Genomic DNA, 15,056 nt, shown 5'->3' with positions numbered 1-15,056 from the left:
GGCAAGCCCCCTCCCACAGGGGAATGCATTCCAAATGTGGGAGGGGGCTTGCCCCCGATGGCGTCCTCAACCACGCCGCCGGAACAACGCCCAAGTCCCAATGACCGCAGGAATACCCAACCCGACCCAACTCAGCGCATCCCACAGCCCATCCCCCAGCAACGCGGCAAACAAACCGACGGCGCTGAGCAGGCCGATCCCCAGCGGAATGCCGAACACCTTCCAGAAACTCGATTGACGCGGCCTCATGCCTTGCCCGCCTTGCGCCGCACCCACCACAGGTACACACCGCTGCCGAGCACGACGATGGTCAGCCCATCCAGCAGCGCCCAGAGGATTTTCATCGGCATGCCGCCGTAGTCGCCGAAGTGCAGCGGCTGCGACATGCCCATGGCGTCCATGTACCACGGCCGCTCGGCGATCGCGGTGACGGCCAGGCTGCTGGCGTCGATCAGCACCGGCGTGAGCAGGTGCGAGGTCAGGTGGGTGCTGCCCTTCATGAACACCGCGTAATGGTGCTCACTGGAAAAGCGCGTGCCGGGGAAGGCGATGAAGTCCGGCTGCATGCCGGGCGCGGCTGCGGCGGCGATCGTGAGCAGATCGTTGGCCGGTGCGCGCAGGGTCAGCGGCGGGGCGTGCTGGTACGGTTCGATCATTGCGCTGAGGCTGTCGTTGCGCCAGGCGGCGATGATCAGATCGGCACAGGCGCTGATCACGCCGGTCACGCCGACCACCAGCGCCCAGGTCAGGGTGACCACGCCGATCAGGTTGTGCAGGTCGAGCCAACGCAGGCGGGTGGATTTGTCCTGGCGCACGGTGGCGAACGTCAAGCGGCGCATGAACGGCAGGTAAAGCAGCGTGCCCGAGACAATCGCCAGCACAAACAGCAGGCCCATGAACGCCAGCAGCCACTTGCCCGGCAGGCCGGCGAACATATCCACATGCAGGCGCAGCAGGAACAGCGTCAAGCCGCCGTTGGCCGACGGCATCTCCACGGTTGCGCCGGTGCGCGCGTCGAGCATGAACGTGTGCGACGCATTGGGTTCGGTGCCAGCGGTGGCGGCCATGATCGCGATCACGCCGTGCGGGTCGTCTTCGTCCCACGCCAGGTATTGCATGACTTCGCCAGGGCGATGCGCCTGGGCTTTGGCCACCAGTTGCTCGAGGTTCAGCTGTGGTGTGTCGGCGGGCATCTGCTGCAACTCGGGTTCGTTGCCCAGCAGGTGATCGAGCTCGTGGTGGAAAATCAACGGCAGGCCGGTAAGGGCGAGCAGCAGCAGGAACAAGGTGCAGATCAGGCTGGTCCAGGTGTGGATAAAGGACCAGCGGCGGATGGTTCGGCTTTTCATTTGTTGGCCTTCAGACACACCCAAGCCGCCCCTGGAGGCGGCCGGGAGGTCAACTCAGTCGTTTACCACTGGTAGGTGGCGCTGGCGACCACACTGCGCTGGTCGCCGAAGTAGCAGTAGGAACCGTCACAGGTGGAGAGGTAGTCCTTGTCGAACAGGTTGGTCGCGTTCAGTTTCAGCGAGGCGCCTTTGAGGCTGTTGTCCAGGCGGCCGAGGTCGTAATGCACGGTGGCGTCGAACACTGTGTAGGCGTTGGCCTTGCCCGTCCAGGTATTGCCCTGGTCGCCATAGGTATTGCCGGTGTAGCGGGCCCCGGCGCCAATGCCGAAACCGTCGAGCATGCCGCTGTGCCAGGTGTAGTCCGTCCACAGGGAGGCTTGCTGGTTCGGCATCAGCTGCAGGCGGTTGCCCTTGTATTGGCCTTTTTGCACTTCGGACTTGGCCAGGGTGTAGGCGGCTATCAGCTTGAGGTTTTCACTCACGTCAGACACGGCTTCGAGTTCCAGGCCCTTGACCTTCACTTCGCCGGTCTGGTCGGTCACCGATTCGCCCCCGGCGCCGAAGCTGGTGACCAGCACGTTTTTCTGGGTCAGGTCGTAAACCGCTGCGCTGAGCAATGTGTTGGAGCCGGGAGGCTGATACTTGACCCCCAGTTCCCATTGCTTGCCCTGCGTGGGCTTGTACGATTTGACCGGGTCGACGCTGGCATTGCTCGCCGGCTGGAAGGACTCGGCGTAGGACAGGTACGGCACGAAGCCCGAATCGAAGACATAGCTCAGCGCCGCGTTGCCACTGAAGTTCCGGCTGCGGTCGGTGTTGGTCGCGTCGTCCTTGTTGAAGTACGTGGTGCCCTGATGCACCCAGTCTTCACGCCCGCCGAGGGTCAGGCGCCATTTGTCGAAGGCCATCTGGTCTTGCACGTAGAGGCCGGTCTGTATGGTTTTCTGGTTGTAGTCGTAGTACGCGTCGGAGCGCGGCGGGCGGACGATCGTCTGGCCGTAGGTCGGGTTGAAGATATTGGTCGTCCCGGCGCTGCTGAAAATCGACAGATACGAAGTGTCGGTGCGTTGATGATCGAGCCCCAGCAACAGCGTGTGCGTGATGTCAGCCGTGTTGAAGTCAGCCTGGAAATGGTTGTCGACCGCGAATTGGCCGATGTTTTCGTCAACGTTGGTCGACGAACGACTGATGTTGCCCGCAGCGTCGGCAGGGCCGTAGATCAGTGAGCCCACGGTCAGTTGCTGGAACGCCAGCTCCGACTTGGTGTAGCGCAGGTTCTGGCGGAACTGCCATGTATCGTTGAAGCGATGCTCGAACGCATAGCCCAGCGCGTAGTAGGTGCGGTCGTAAAATTCATAGTCCGGATCGCCGAGGTTCTTGTGGTGGGAGACCTCGCCCAGCGGCGATTTGATCTTGGTGCCCTGGATCGGCAGGAACTGGCTGGTGGTGCCGGTATCGTCGCGGGTGAACTGCGAGAGCAAGGTCAGTTGGGTATCGGGGTCGATGTTCCAGACCAGGCTGGGGGCGATGTTGTAGCGCTTGTTGTCGATGTGGTCGACCTGAGTGCCAGCATCCCGGACCACGCCGCTGACGCCGTAAAGGAACTGGCCTTCATCATCGATCTTGCCGGTGCTGGCGAAATTGATCTGGCGATAGTTGTCACTGCCGTATTGCACTTGAATGGCATGGCTCGACTCCGCGCTGGGGCGCCGGCTGACCATGTCCAGCAGGCCGCCCGGCGGGGTCTGGCCATAGACCGAGGAGGCTGGGCCACGCAGCAGGGCGAGGCGATCCAGGTTCCAGGTTTCGGCCTTGGGGTTGGCGTACACGCCGCGTGGCAACGGCAGGCCGTCGAGGAATTGGGTCGGTTCGAAGCCGCGAACGCGCATCCAGTCGTAGCGGGTGTCGCTGCCGTAGCTGGCGGACACAATGCCGGGCATGTATTTGACGGCGTCATCCAGGTTCTGCACGTTGCGGTCCTGCATCTGCTCGCGGGTGGCGACGGAGATCGAGCGCGGCGCTTCGACCAGCGCGGTATCGGTCTTGGTGCCGGCGGCGGTGCGCGTCGCCAGGTAGCCCTGCACTGGGCCCCAGGCACTTTCAGTGTTGCCCTGGGCAACGATGCTGGTTTGCGGCAACGCCACGACCCCGTCCGCAATCGCCACCAGCGTGTAAGTCCCCGCGCTGCTCTGCTCCACCTGCAAGCCGCTGCCGCGCAGTGCCTCGCGCAGTGCGCCCGGGGCGTCGAACTGGCCCTGGACCGGCGCCGAGGTTTTGCCCGCGGCCAGTGCCGGGCTGAGGGTCAGCGCGAGGCCGGCCTGGCTGGCGATCTGGTTCAGGGTGGCGGCCAATGGCGCGGCGGGCAGGTTGTAGGCGCGCACGCTGGACGCTTGCTCGGCGGCGATCAGCACGCTGCTGGTCAGCGGGGTGCTGAGGGCAATGGCCACGGCTAACAGGCTGGGGCGCAACAAGGTGTCTAGCGTGCGGGACATGGGGCGGCTCCTGAATGGAAGTAATTCGCAATTACCCCTGTGCCGAGCGAGATTCGAAAAGTGATAGGGCGAGGTGAAAATAATTGTGGTCTGGGGCTATTTGGTGTTCTGGAGGGCGTCATCGCGAGCAAGCTCGCTCCCACCTTCGACCGCGTTCAGCCTGATACAACGCGGTCGAAGGTGGGAGCGGGATTGCTCGCGCGAGCAATATCCCCGACACCGCCGGACCTAGGGCCTACCCTTCACCGTCACCCACCACGGCGTGCGCTGTTCGATCCACACCGGCAGCGTCGGCAGCAGCGCGTTGAGCGCCAGGGTGGTGTCGTGCAGCGGGAAGCTGCCGGTGATACGCAGGTCGGCCACGGCGTTATCCACACCCAGGTAGCCGCGGCGATAACGGCTCAGTTCCTCGACCACATCGCCCAGGCGGGCGTTGTCCACCACCAGCATGCCGCGGGTCCAGGCGTCGGTGGCGGGGGTGACGGCGAGCAGCGGGCCGAGGCTGTCGCTGCGCATCAGCACTTGCTGGCCGGCCTTGAAGATCTGTTCCTGATGCAGCGCCTCGGGTTGCGCGGCCACCGCCGATTGCAGCACGCTCAGGCGCGTGGCGGCGTCCTCGCGCTTGACGATAAACCGCGTGCCCAGCGCGCGCAGGCTGCCGTCGCGGGTCTGCACATAGAACGGGCGCGCATCGTTGTGGCCGGTTTCGACGAGGATTTCGCCTTCCTGCAACACGATCAGCCGGCGTTTTTCATCGAAGCGCACATCGATGGCGCTGTGGGTGTTGAGGTTGATCTGCGTGCCGTCCGCCAGTGTCAGCGTGCGTTGTTCGCCGGTGGCGGTGCGTTGATCGGCCAGCCAATAGTGGAGCGGTACATAACGTTCCCCGGCAAACAAGGCCAGGCCGCAGACCAGTGCGATACTCGCCAGGCCGCTGCCGAGTTTGCGCACGCGCTGGCGAATGCCCTCGCGTGACTGCAACAACGCCGCCCGCGCCGGGCCCGAGGCCACGCTGAAGCGCTGGTCGAGCAGGCCCAGTTGGCGCCAGGCGCGGGCATGTTCTGCATCGCTGGCCAGCCATTTGGCGAACTCCTCCTGTTCCACGGCGCTGCCGTCCCCTGAGTCGAGGGACAGTTGCCAGGCAATCGCCGCATCCAGCACCCGGGCCGACACCGGTTTGCAACTGATCGCACTCACAGCGGCTCGCCATACAACGCGATGTAGCACTGACGGATGCCCTGGGCCAGGTACTGGCGCACGCGCGGCACCGACACGCCGAGGCGCCGGGCGATGTCGGCGTGGCCCAGGCCGTCGATGCGGTTGTAGAGAAACGCGGCGCGGGCCTTGCTCGACAGCGTGCCGAGCAGGCGGTCGATGGCCTTGAGGTCTTCGAGGATCAGTTGCTGGTCTTCCGGCGACGGCTGTTCGCTTTGCGGGATCAGCATCAATTCGCTGAGGTAGGCCTGTTCCAGGGCGGCGCGGCGGAAGTAGTCGAACAGCAAGCCTTTGGCGATCGCCACCAGGAAGGCGCGGGGCTCGCGGGGTTCGCGCAACCCGTCGCGGCCGAGCAGGCGCATGAAGGTGTCCTGGCTCAGGTCTTCGGCGCGGCTCGGGCAGGCCACATTGCGCCGCAGCCAGGCCAGCAGCCAGCCGCGATGGTCGCGATACAACGCACCGACAAGCTCACTGTGTGGGGTCTGGACCGACGACAAGGCATCACCGAATAAACAAGTTTAAACTAACGAGAATTATTCGCGATTGTGTCAGAGGCGTGCAGCGGGCGCAATTGGCGTCTGTCCGGCGGTGCTATTAAAACGATGGCGCCTGCTTGCGCCGTTTCCATTGGCTCAAACGTGCTTGCAGGGCGCGCGGTGTGTCGATGTGCTGCTGGCGCGCGCGGCTGAGCAGGATCAGCATCAGCTCCGCAGTGGCCAGGGCGTCGGCGCTGGCGTGATGGCGTTCGCCCACCTGCAGGTGGAAGTGGTCGATCCAGTCGTCCAGCCCGGCTTCGCGCAGCAGCGCCTCGGGGTACAGCAGCGGGGCGATGTCGGCCACGTCGAGGAAGGTATGGGCCAGGCGATAACCCAGGCTGTCCTTGAGCGCCCGGGCCAGCATGTGTTGATCGAACCGCGCATGGAAGGCCAGCAACGGGCTGTCGCCGACGAACTCCATGAAATCCAGCAACGCGTCCACCGGGTCACTGCCGGCGGCGATCGCGCTGGGGCCGAGACCGTGGATCAGCACGCTGGGGCTGAGTTTTGTTTCGGCGCGTTGCAGGGTGCGTTCGAACATCTGGGAAAAATCCACCGCGCCGTCCTCGATCACCACTGCACCGATGGACAACACCTGATCGCGGTTGAGGTTCAGGCCGCTGGTTTCCAGGTCCAGCACTACCCAGCGCTGGCTGCGCAATGCCAGGTCGCCCAGCGCGACCGGCTGGGGTAACTGCGCCAGGCGCTGCTGTTGTGTTGCGTCGAGATGGGGTTTGGCCGTGCGCAACCAACCAAATAAGTTCACAGCTGATACCGCACGGTCAGGCTGCTTTGCAGGCGCTGGGCCTGGCGCAGGGATTCGCGCAGGATGCGCCGGTCCAGATGGTTAAGGCTGTCGGGGTCGACGCGGTTGGAATACGGCTGGTTTTCCCGCATCTGCAATTGGTGCTGCTGCATGCGGGTTTGCTGGATAAAGTGGTACGCCTCTTCATAGGCGGCGCCATCCAGCGGCTCGATCACTTCCTTGACCACCAACTGGCGCAGGCGCTCCAGGGTGTTGATGGCGTGGACGTCGTTGGCCAGGGCCAGCAGGCGCGCGCCGTCGACAAAGGGCGTCAGGCCTTGCACCTTGAGGTCGAGGGTGGCTTTTTCGCCGCCTTTGCGCGTCAGCACGAAATCGCGGAAGCGCCCCACCGGCGGGCGCTGGCGCAAGGCGTTCTCCGCCAGCATGCGCTGGAACAGGCGATTATCCGCGACCTGGTCGAGAATGCCCTGGCGCAGTTGTTCACAGCCCTGCTCATCGCCCCACACCACCCGCAGGTCGAAATAGATGGTCGACCCCAGCAGGTTCTCCGGCGTGGCTTCGCGGATGAACGCCGCAAACCGTCGCGCCCATTCGGCCCGCGACAGGCACAGCTCGGGGTTGCCGGCCATGATGTTGCCTTTGCACAAGGTGAAACCGCACTGCGCCAGGCTCTGGTTGATCTGTTGCGCGAGGGGCAGCAGGCGCGCGCGGATCTCAGCCGCTTCGGCGGCGTCCTTGGCGTCGAACAGGATGCCGTTGTCCTGGTCGGTATAGAGCGTCTGCTCGCGCCGGCCTTCGCTGCCGAAACACAACCAGGTGAACGGCACGCCGGGGTCGCCTTTGTCGGCGAGGGTCAGCTCAATGACCCGGCACACGGTGTGATCGTTGAGCAGGGTAATAATGTGGGTGATCTGGGTCGACGACGCGCCATGGGCCAGCATGCGCTCCACCAACTGGCCGATCTCGCCGCGTATCGCCACCAGGTTTTCCACCTTGGGCGCGTTGCGGATGGTACGGGCCAGGTGGACCAGGTCCACGCGTTGCAGGGAAAACAGGTCGCGCTCGGACACCACGCCGCACAGACGCTGGTCTTTGACCAGGCACACGTGGGCGATATGCCGTTCGGTCATTGCGATGGCGGCGTCGAAGGCGCTGTGGTCCGGGGTGAGGAAGAACGGCGCATGGGTCATGTGCGCGTCGATCGGCAGGGTGAAATCGCTGGTGCCGTCGGCCACCACCTGGCGCAGATCGCGCAGGGTGAAGATCCCCAGGGGCGCCTTGTGCTCATCCACGATCACAATGCTGCCGACCTGTTGCTCGTGCATCAGCGTCACCGCTTCGCGCAACGGTGTAGCCGGGCTGCACGTCACCGGGTGGCGCATGGCCAACTCGCCGAGGCGGGTGTTCAAGGAATATTGGGTGCCGAGGGTTTCCACGGCTTTTTGCTGCACTTGCTGGTTGACCTGATCAAGCAGGCTGCTGACGCCGCGCAAGGCGAAATCGCGGAACTCGCTGGACAGCGCGAACAGCTTGATAAACGCCGGCTTGTTCAGTTGCAGGCAGAAGGTGTCTTCGGCGGCCTTGTGCTCGGTGCGCGTCGCACGTTCGCCCAGCAGTGCCGCCAGGGGGAAGCACTCGCCGGTGGCAATCTCAAAGGTGGGTTCGGCCGAATCCGGCCGTTCGCCGATGACCCGGCCCTGCTTGACGATGTAAAAGTGCTCCACCGGCCCGGCCGACGGCTTGAGGATGCTTTCGCCGGGGCCATAAAAGCGCAATTGGCACTGCTCTACCAGGAACGCGAGGTGCGCGTTTTCCATTTGGTTGAACGGCGGGAAGCGTTGCAGGAACTGCAAGGTGCCGTGGATGTTCTGCAACACCGCAGTTTTTCCCGCCTGGGCGAATGCATCAGCTTTACTCATAACAATGACCGCGATGTTTTTGTCGTTATCGTCCTGCATGGTCGACTCCTGCACGGCGGGTGCCCATTGGACGTAAGTCTAGGTCGATGAAAACGGCGCATAACTAGGGAAAAACCTTACATGACGATCGTCCAAACCCCGTAGAACGCCCACTAGGCAAACTTTCCGACGAAGTGCACATTGTTCGCCCTTCCGCAGATGTCTGACGAGTGTGCTGGGAGATTGATGAGAGCTAGCTGAGAACCGTATGTCCGACCACGATATTTTGAGTGATGCCGAGCGCGAAGCGCTGAGCGCTGTGATGCTGAAGCCTGATTTACCGCCACAACGCGTGTTGATCGTCGACGACGACAAGGACGCGCGCGAACTGCTGGCGGAAATCCTGGGCCTGGACGGGATTCGCTGCATGACCGCCGAGAGTGGTGAGGCAGCCTTGAAACTCTTGAACTCGAGCCGCTCCATTGGGTTGCTGATCACCGACTTGCGCATGGCGCCGAGCAATGGCCTCCAGTTGATTCGTGAAGTGCGCGCATCCGAGCGCGCGGCGCTGCCGATCATCGTTGTGTCCGGGAACGCCGGAGCGCTGGATGTGATCGATGCGATGCATTTGAGCGTGGTGGACTTTCTGCTCAAGCCGATTGATAGCGTGAAGTTGGCGAAGATGGTCAAGCGCGAGTTGGGGATGAGGTCCTGATTTTTGCGGTGTATGTAATGGCCTCATCGGGGGCAAGCCCCCTCCCACAGTTGACCGCGTACATCCTGTGGGAGGGGGCTTGCCCCCGATGAGGCCATTCCGGTCACCACAAGCCTCAAAGAAAAAGCCCTGATCGCAAGACCAGGGCTTTTTCATTTACAGGCCGTTTTTAGCCTTGAACTCCCGACGCCTGCGATGCAACACCGGCTCGGTATAACCATTAGGCTGTTTGGTGCCTTCAATCACCAACTCCACCGCCGCCTGGAACGCGATATTGCTATCGAAGTCCGGCGCCAGCGGGCGGTACAACGCATCCCCGGCATTCTGACGGTCTACCACCGGCGCCATGCGCTTGAGGCTTTCCATCACCTGATCCTGAGTGACCACGCCGTGGCGCAGCCAGTTGGCGATGTGCTGGCTGGAAATGCGCAGGGTGGCGCGGTCTTCCATCAGGCCGATGTCGTTGATGTCCGGCACTTTCGAGCAGCCGACGCCCTGGTCGATCCAGCGCACCACATAACCGAGGATGCCCTGGGCGTTGTTGTCCAGCTCGTTGCGGATTTCTTCGTCCGACCAGTTAGGGTTGTTCGCCAGCGGGATGGTCAGGATATCGTCCAGCGACGCGCGCTCGCGCTTGGCCAGTTCGGCCTGGCGCGCGAACACGTCGACCTTGTGGTAGTGCAACGCGTGCAACGCAGCCGCCGTCGGCGACGGCACCCAGGCGGTGTTGGCGCCGGCCAGCGGGTGGGCGATTTTCTGTTCGAGCATCGCCGCCATCAGGTCGGGCATGGCCCACATGCCTTTACCGATCTGCGCACGGCCTTGCAGGCCAGTAGCGAGGCCGATATCGACGTTCCAGTTTTCGTAGGCGCCGATCCATTTTTCCGTCTTCATCGCGGCCTTGCGCACCATCGCGCCGGCTTCCATGGAGGTGTGGATTTCATCGCCGGTGCGGTCGAGGAAGCCGGTGTTGATAAACACCACGCGCTCGCTGGCGGCCTTGATGCAGGCCTTGAGGTTGACCGTGGTACGGCGCTCCTCGTCCATGATCCCGACCTTGAGGGTGTTGCGCGGCAGGTTCAGCACGTCTTCGATGCGGCCGAACAGCTCGTTGGTGAACGCCGCTTCTTCCGGGCCGTGCATCTTCGGTTTCACGATGTACACGGAACCGGTGCGGCTGTTCTTGCGGCTGCTGTTGCCATTGAGGCTGTGGATCGCCGCCAGGCTGGTGAGCAGGCCGTCGAGAATACCTTCCGGTACTTCGTTGCCGTTTTTGTCGAGGATCGCGTCGATGGTCATCAAGTGGCCAACGTTGCGCACGAACAGCAGCGAGCGACCGTGCAGTGTCACGTCCTGGCCATTCACGCCGGTGTAGACGCGGTCGGCGTTCATGGTGCGGGTGAAGGTCTTGCCGCCTTTGGCCACTTCTTCGGCCAGGTCGCCTTTCATCAGGCCGAGCCAGTTGCGGTAGATCACCACTTTGTCGTCGGCATCGACGGCGGCGACGGAGTCTTCGCAGTCCATGATGGTGGTCAGCGCGGCTTCCATCAGCACGTCTTTGACGCCGGCCGCATCGGTCTGGCCGACCGGGGTGCTGGCGTCGATCTGGATTTCGAAATGCAGGCCGTTGTGTTTGAGCAGGATCGCAATCGGCTCGGCGCTGTCGCCCTGGAAACCGATCAACTGGGCATCGTCGCGCAGGCCGCTGTTGCTGCCGCCTTTGAGGCTGACCACGAGTTTGCCGTCAACGATCTTGTAGCCAGTGGAATCGACGTGGCTGCCGGCGCTGAGCGGCGCGGCTTCGTCGAGGAAGGCGCGGGCGAAGGCGATGACCTTGTCGCCGCGCACCTTGTTGTAGCCCTGGCCCTTTTCGGCGCCGTCGGCTTCGCTGATGGCGTCGGTGCCATACAGCGCGTCATACAGCGAGCCCCAGCGCGCATTGGAGGCGTTGAGGGCGAAACGGGCGTTCATCACCGGCACAACCAGCTGGGGGCCGGCCATGCGGGCGATTTCGTCATCGACGTTTTGGGTCGAGGCCTGGAAGTCTGCGGCTTCTGGCAGCAGGTATCCGATATCTTGCAGGAAGGCTTTGTAGGCCACCGGGTCATGCGCCTGGCCGGCGTGAGTCTGGTGCCAGGTGTCGATCCGCGCTTGGAAATCGTCGCGTTTGGCGAGTAGGGCTTTGTTCTTCGGTGCCAGGTCGTGGATGACCTTGTCGGCACCGGCCCAGAACTGGTCGGCAGTGATGCCGGTACCGGGAATGGCTTCGTTGTTCACGAAGTCGAACAGGACTTTGGCGACCTGCAGGCCACCGACTTGAACGTGTTCAGTCATTGCTTGCCTCACTCTGCGGAGCTTATGCGCTTTTCAGCTTTTCAATTTACCAATGAAGCCTCTGGCCATTTAAACCGCGGGCACGCTGCGCCGGTACATGCCTGTGAAGGCGGCTGGGCAGGCTGTGTCGCGGAGCATGGTTGCCGTGGCAGACATCGACCCAACGTTATGTAGTGCGCGATTGCGCATACTACATGATGACTTGCGCTTGTGAAAATTAGACTAAATACGTCGTTTAGCGACCCACTTTGGTCGTATGGTCACAGTGGGGTCTGGGATGTTCTCAAGAAACAGATGGATTGTTCCAGATAAATATAAAAATGGTACACGATTTGTTTTCGGGGGCATCTGCGTCCACCTTGTAGATTGAATTCCAGAGGGCTTCGCCATGGACCATCTTGTACTCACTATCATTGCCGCCGACAAACCCGGCCTGGTTGAACGCATTGCGCAGAACATCGCGGCCCACGGCGGCAACTGGCTGGAGAGCCGCATGGCGCACATGGCCGGGCAGTTTGCCGGGATTCTGAGGGTCAGCGTCCCCGCCGAGAACCGTCAGGCCCTGGTGAATGCGCTGGAGGACTTATCCACACACGGCATTCGCGTGCTGGTAGGCGAGAGCGGCGCCGGGCAGGCGGCGGCGTCCAAACCGATCACCATGACGCTGGTGGGCAACGACCGGCCGGGGATCGTGCGTGAGATCACCGCGCTGTTGAGCAAGCAGGGGGTGAACCTCGAACGCTTGAGCACCGACGTGCGCCCGGCGCCGATGAGCGGCGATCCGCTGTTCCACGCCGATGCATCACTGGCGGTGCCGTCTGGCTTGGCGCTGGACACCCTGCAAGCGGCCCTGGAAACCCTGGCCGACGACTTGATGGTGGAGTTGGAACTGCGCCGCGAGGAATAACCACCCACAAGGTTATGCATGGAAATCTTGCATGGGCCTGTGGATAACCTGTAGAGACCCGGCGCCAGGCCACGCCGGCCGTGCTTCTCCGTCACCTGAGCAAAAAACGAGCAGTTTCAAGGGCTTGTACACAAATGGCGGGGATCAGGTTGTGGATAACCTTGGGGTGGATCTCTGCAAGCCATGCGGGCCGTGGCTTGCAGAGGTTTGTACGTTATTTGATCAGCGTTTGCGCACTGTCAGCCAGGCGTCCAGGCTGTAGACCACCAGGCCGGCCCAGATAAACGCGAAGGCGATCAGCGTGCTGGTTGCCAGTTGTTCACCAAACAGCAGCACCGCTTCGAGCAGCACCAGGGTCGGCGCCACGTACTGCAAAAAGCCCAGGGCGGTGTAGGGCAAATGCCGTGCGGCGGCGTTGAAGCACACCAGTGGGATCAGCGTCACCGGGCCGGCGGCCACCAGCCACCAGGCTTCGGACGTACTCCAGAATGCCAGCTGCGCGCTGTGCGCCGACGGGTTGAACAGCAACCAGGCGACGGCGATCGGCACCAACATCCAGGTTTCCACCACCAGCCCCGGCAGTGCCTTGACCGGCGCCTGCTTGCGGATCAGGCCATAGAAACCGAAGGTCAGCGCCAGCGCCAGCGACACCCACGGCAAACTGCCCACCTGCCACACCTGTTGCGCCACCCCCGCGGCGGCGAGACCGACGGCGAGCCATTGCAGGCGGCGCAGGCGTTCGCCGAGGAGCAGCATGCCGAGCAACACGTTCACCAGCGGGTTGATGTAGTAACCCAGGCTGGCTTCGAGCATGCGTCCGCTGTTCACCGACCACACATAGGTCAGCCAGTTAGCCGCAATCAACGCCCCGCTGAGCGCCAGGATCGCCAGGCGCCGGGGGTTATCGCGCAGTTCGCGGAACCAGCCGGGGTGTTTCCAGACCATCAGCAACAGCGTGCCGAACAGCGCCGACCAGAGCACGCGGTGTACGATGATTTCGGCGGCGGGGACACTGGCGATGGCTTTGAAATAGAGCGGGAACAGACCCCAGATGACATAGGCGCTCAGGCCCAGGATGTAGCCCTTGCGGGGGTTGGCGGCGTGCATTGCAGAATCCTTGCTTAGGCAGCTAACAAAGCGCGATTGTAAGGATATTTGTCCGCTCGTGGGGCCTGCAGTGCTTTATGTGGGAGGGGGCTTGCTCCCTCCCACAGGAAGCAACGCCGTCAGAACAGTTTCAGCGGTTCTTCGTTGAGCGCCGACAACTGTTCGCGCAACGCCAACACCTGATCACCCCAATACCGTTCGCTGCCGAACCACGGAAAGCTGTGGGGGAACGCCGGATCATCCCAGCGCCGCGCCAGCCAGGCGCTGTAGTGCATCAGGCGCAAGGCCCGCAGCGGTTCGATCAGCGCCAGTTCGCGCGGGTCGAAATCGTGGAACTCCTGGTAGCCGTCCATCAACTCCGACAGCTGGCCCAGACATTCCTGACGGTCGCCGGCGAGCATCATCCACAGGTCCTGTACGGCCGGGCCCATGCGGCAGTCATCGAGGTCGACGATGTGGAACATCTCGTCGCGGCACATCATGTTGCCGGGGTGGCAATCGCCGTGCATGCGGATGTTCTTGTGCGGCGTGGCCTTGTACACCTCTTCCACACGCTTGAGCAGGTCGCGGGCCACGGACTCGTAGGCCGGCAGCAGGCTTTTGGGAATGAAGTTGCCTTCGAGCAGGGTGGTCAGGGAGTCGTGGCCGAAGTTCTTCACGCCCAGGGCTTCGCGGTGTTCGAACGGGCGGGTCGCGCCGACCGCGTGCAAGCGCCCGAGCAACTGGCCAAGGCGATAGAGCTGGTCCAGATTGCCCGGCTCCGGCGCCCGGCCGCCACGGCGCGGGAACAGGGCGAAGCGGAACCCGGCGTGTTCGAACAGGCTTGAGCCGTTATGGATCATCGGCGCGACCACCGGCACATCACACTCGGCCAGCTCGAAGGTGAAGCTGTGTTCTTCGAGGATCGCTTCGTTGGTCCAGCGCTGCGGCCGGTAGAACTTGGCGATCAGCGGCTCGGCGTCTTCGATGCCCACTTGATACACACGGTTTTCGTAGCTGTTGAGCGCCAATACGCGTGCGTCGCTGAGGAAGCCGATACTTTCGACAGCGTCGAGCACCAGGTCGGGGGTGAGTGTTTCAAACGGATGGGCCATGCGAACTCCTGCGCGCAGCAGGGCGCCGCGTCCGGCCGGGTATGGTAACGCACCGGGCTTGAGATAGGGGGCGGCTGTGCCATTGCTATCGGGGGCAAGCCCCCTCCCACAGTTGAAGGTATTCACAACTCAACATGTGGCAGGGGCAAGCCCCCTCTCACAGTTGAAGGTATTCACAACTCAACATGTGGCAGGGGTAAGCCCCCTCTCACAGTTGAAGGTATTCACAAATCAACATGTGGCAGGGGCAAGCCCCCTCTCACAGTTGAAGGTATTCACAACTCAACATGTGGCAGGGGCAAGCCCCCTCCCACAGTTGAAGGTATTCACAAATCAAAATGTGGCAGGGGCAAGCCCCCTCCCACAGTTGAAGGTATTCACAAATCAAAATGTGGCAGGGGCAAGCCCCCTCTCACAGTTGAAGGTATTCACAAATCAACATGTGGCAGGGGCAAGCCCCCTCCCACAGTTGAAGGTATTTACAAATCAACATGTGGCAGGGGTAAGCCCCCTCTCACAGTTGAAGGTATTCACAACTCAACATGTGGCAGGGGCAAGCCCCCTCTCACAGTTGAAGGTATTCACAAATCAAAATGTGGCAGGGGCAAGCCCCCTCTCACAGTTGAAGGTATTCACAAATCAA

13 protein-coding genes are annotated in these 15,056 nt (G+C 62.6%); 3 read left to right on the top strand and 10 right to left on the bottom strand.

What is annotated here, in order from left to right:
• Positions 1-66: 66 nt before the first annotated feature.
• The 7 genes from AC07W0_RS30320 to AC07W0_RS30290 all read right to left on the bottom strand — a co-directional run bounded on the left by AC07W0_RS30320 (position 67) and on the right by AC07W0_RS30290 (position 8,277).
• On the bottom strand, positions 67-249 hold the full coding sequence (locus AC07W0_RS30320; RefSeq protein WP_046489074.1) for a hypothetical protein: 183 nt from the start codon (positions 247-249) through the stop codon (positions 67-69).
• On the bottom strand, positions 246-1,349 hold the full coding sequence (locus tag AC07W0_RS30315; RefSeq protein WP_079444831.1) for a PepSY-associated TM helix domain-containing protein: 1,104 nt from the start codon (positions 1,347-1,349) through the stop codon (positions 246-248). The genes AC07W0_RS30320 and AC07W0_RS30315 overlap by 4 nt, the downstream gene beginning before the upstream one ends.
• 62 nt (positions 1,350-1,411) lie before the next feature.
• Positions 1,412-3,841, bottom strand: coding sequence for a TonB-dependent siderophore receptor (locus AC07W0_RS30310; RefSeq protein ID WP_102618942.1), 2,430 nt, complete (start codon positions 3,839-3,841; stop codon positions 1,412-1,414).
• Between the two features lie 228 nt (positions 3,842-4,069).
• Positions 4,070-5,038 carry a FecR domain-containing protein gene (locus tag AC07W0_RS30305; RefSeq protein WP_102618943.1) on the bottom strand — a complete coding sequence of 323 codons (969 nt, stop codon included), beginning with the start codon at positions 5,036-5,038 and terminating at the stop codon, positions 4,070-4,072.
• Complete coding sequence (locus tag AC07W0_RS30300; RefSeq protein ID WP_026140138.1) at positions 5,035-5,553, bottom strand: RNA polymerase sigma factor; 519 nt, start codon at positions 5,551-5,553, stop codon at positions 5,035-5,037. Before AC07W0_RS30300 ends, AC07W0_RS30305 begins: the two co-directional genes overlap by 4 nt.
• A 97-nt stretch (positions 5,554-5,650) precedes the next feature.
• A complete protein-coding gene (locus AC07W0_RS30295; protein WP_102618944.1) occupies positions 5,651-6,358 on the bottom strand; it encodes a 3'-5' exonuclease in 708 nt (235 codons plus the stop codon).
• Entirely contained in the window at positions 6,355-8,277 is a 1,923-nt protein-coding gene (locus AC07W0_RS30290) for a DUF294 nucleotidyltransferase-like domain-containing protein (protein ID WP_032804651.1), read from the bottom strand. Before AC07W0_RS30290 ends, AC07W0_RS30295 begins: the two co-directional genes overlap by 4 nt.
• Before the next feature lie 247 nt (positions 8,278-8,524).
• On the opposite strand from AC07W0_RS30290, the gene AC07W0_RS30285 reads away from it, so the two are divergent.
• Positions 8,525-8,971 (top strand): response regulator, encoded by a 447-nt coding sequence (locus AC07W0_RS30285; RefSeq protein ID WP_079444829.1) that lies wholly within the window; start codon positions 8,525-8,527, stop codon positions 8,969-8,971.
• A gap of 156 nt (positions 8,972-9,127) precedes the next feature.
• On the opposite strand, the gene AC07W0_RS30280 is transcribed toward AC07W0_RS30285, so the two are convergent.
• A complete protein-coding gene (locus tag AC07W0_RS30280) occupies positions 9,128-11,305 on the bottom strand; it encodes a malate synthase G (protein WP_102618945.1) in 2,178 nt (725 codons plus the stop codon).
• Between the two features lie 388 nt (positions 11,306-11,693).
• Between AC07W0_RS30280 and AC07W0_RS30275 the strand changes: the two genes are divergently transcribed.
• Positions 11,694-12,212 (top strand): glycine cleavage system transcriptional repressor, encoded by a 519-nt coding sequence (locus AC07W0_RS30275; RefSeq protein ID WP_017847852.1) that lies wholly within the window; start codon positions 11,694-11,696, stop codon positions 12,210-12,212.
• Positions 12,213-12,434: 222 nt separating this feature from the next.
• Here the strand turns inward: AC07W0_RS30275 and rarD are convergent, their stop codons facing one another.
• Complete coding sequence (gene rarD, locus AC07W0_RS30270) at positions 12,435-13,319, bottom strand: EamA family transporter RarD (protein WP_017847851.1); 885 nt, start codon at positions 13,317-13,319, stop codon at positions 12,435-12,437.
• A 119-nt stretch (positions 13,320-13,438) separates the two neighbouring features.
• Positions 13,439-14,413, bottom strand: a complete 975-nt coding sequence (locus AC07W0_RS30265; RefSeq protein WP_046489085.1) for a serine/threonine protein kinase — start codon at positions 14,411-14,413, stop codon at positions 13,439-13,441.
• A 76-nt stretch (positions 14,414-14,489) separates the two neighbouring features.
• Between AC07W0_RS30265 and AC07W0_RS30260 the strand changes: the two genes are divergently transcribed.
• Positions 14,490-15,056 (top strand): hypothetical protein (locus tag AC07W0_RS30260; protein ID WP_218274628.1); only part of this gene is annotated, 567 nt, incomplete at its 3' end.

The organism is Pseudomonas sp. GW704-F2, assembly GCF_059423025.1.
This window is presented reverse-complemented; position numbering and strand designations above follow the sequence as displayed.

What these genes read in the sequence shown, in the direction of transcription:
- AC07W0_RS30320 (WP_046489074.1), bottom strand. Translation starts at nt 249, where the DNA reads ATGAGGCCGCGTCAATCGAGTTTCTGGAAGGTGTTCGGCATTCCGCTG.
- AC07W0_RS30315 (WP_079444831.1), bottom strand. Translation starts at nt 1,349, where the DNA reads ATGAAAAGCCGAACCATCCGCCGCTGGTCCTTTATCCACACCTGGACC.
- AC07W0_RS30310 (WP_102618942.1), bottom strand. Translation starts at nt 3,841, where the DNA reads ATGTCCCGCACGCTAGACACCTTGTTGCGCCCCAGCCTGTTAGCCGTG.
- AC07W0_RS30290 (WP_032804651.1), bottom strand. Translation starts at nt 8,277, where the DNA reads ATGAGTAAAGCTGATGCATTCGCCCAGGCGGGAAAAACTGCGGTGTTG.
- AC07W0_RS30285 (WP_079444829.1), top strand. Translation starts at nt 8,525, where the DNA reads ATGTCCGACCACGATATTTTGAGTGATGCCGAGCGCGAAGCGCTGAGC.
- AC07W0_RS30280 (WP_102618945.1), bottom strand. Translation starts at nt 11,305, where the DNA reads ATGACTGAACACGTTCAAGTCGGTGGCCTGCAGGTCGCCAAAGTCCTG.
- AC07W0_RS30275 (WP_017847852.1), top strand. Translation starts at nt 11,694, where the DNA reads ATGGACCATCTTGTACTCACTATCATTGCCGCCGACAAACCCGGCCTG.
- rarD (WP_017847851.1), bottom strand. Translation starts at nt 13,319, where the DNA reads ATGCACGCCGCCAACCCCCGCAAGGGCTACATCCTGGGCCTGAGCGCC.
- AC07W0_RS30265 (WP_046489085.1), bottom strand. Translation starts at nt 14,413, where the DNA reads ATGGCCCATCCGTTTGAAACACTCACCCCCGACCTGGTGCTCGACGCT.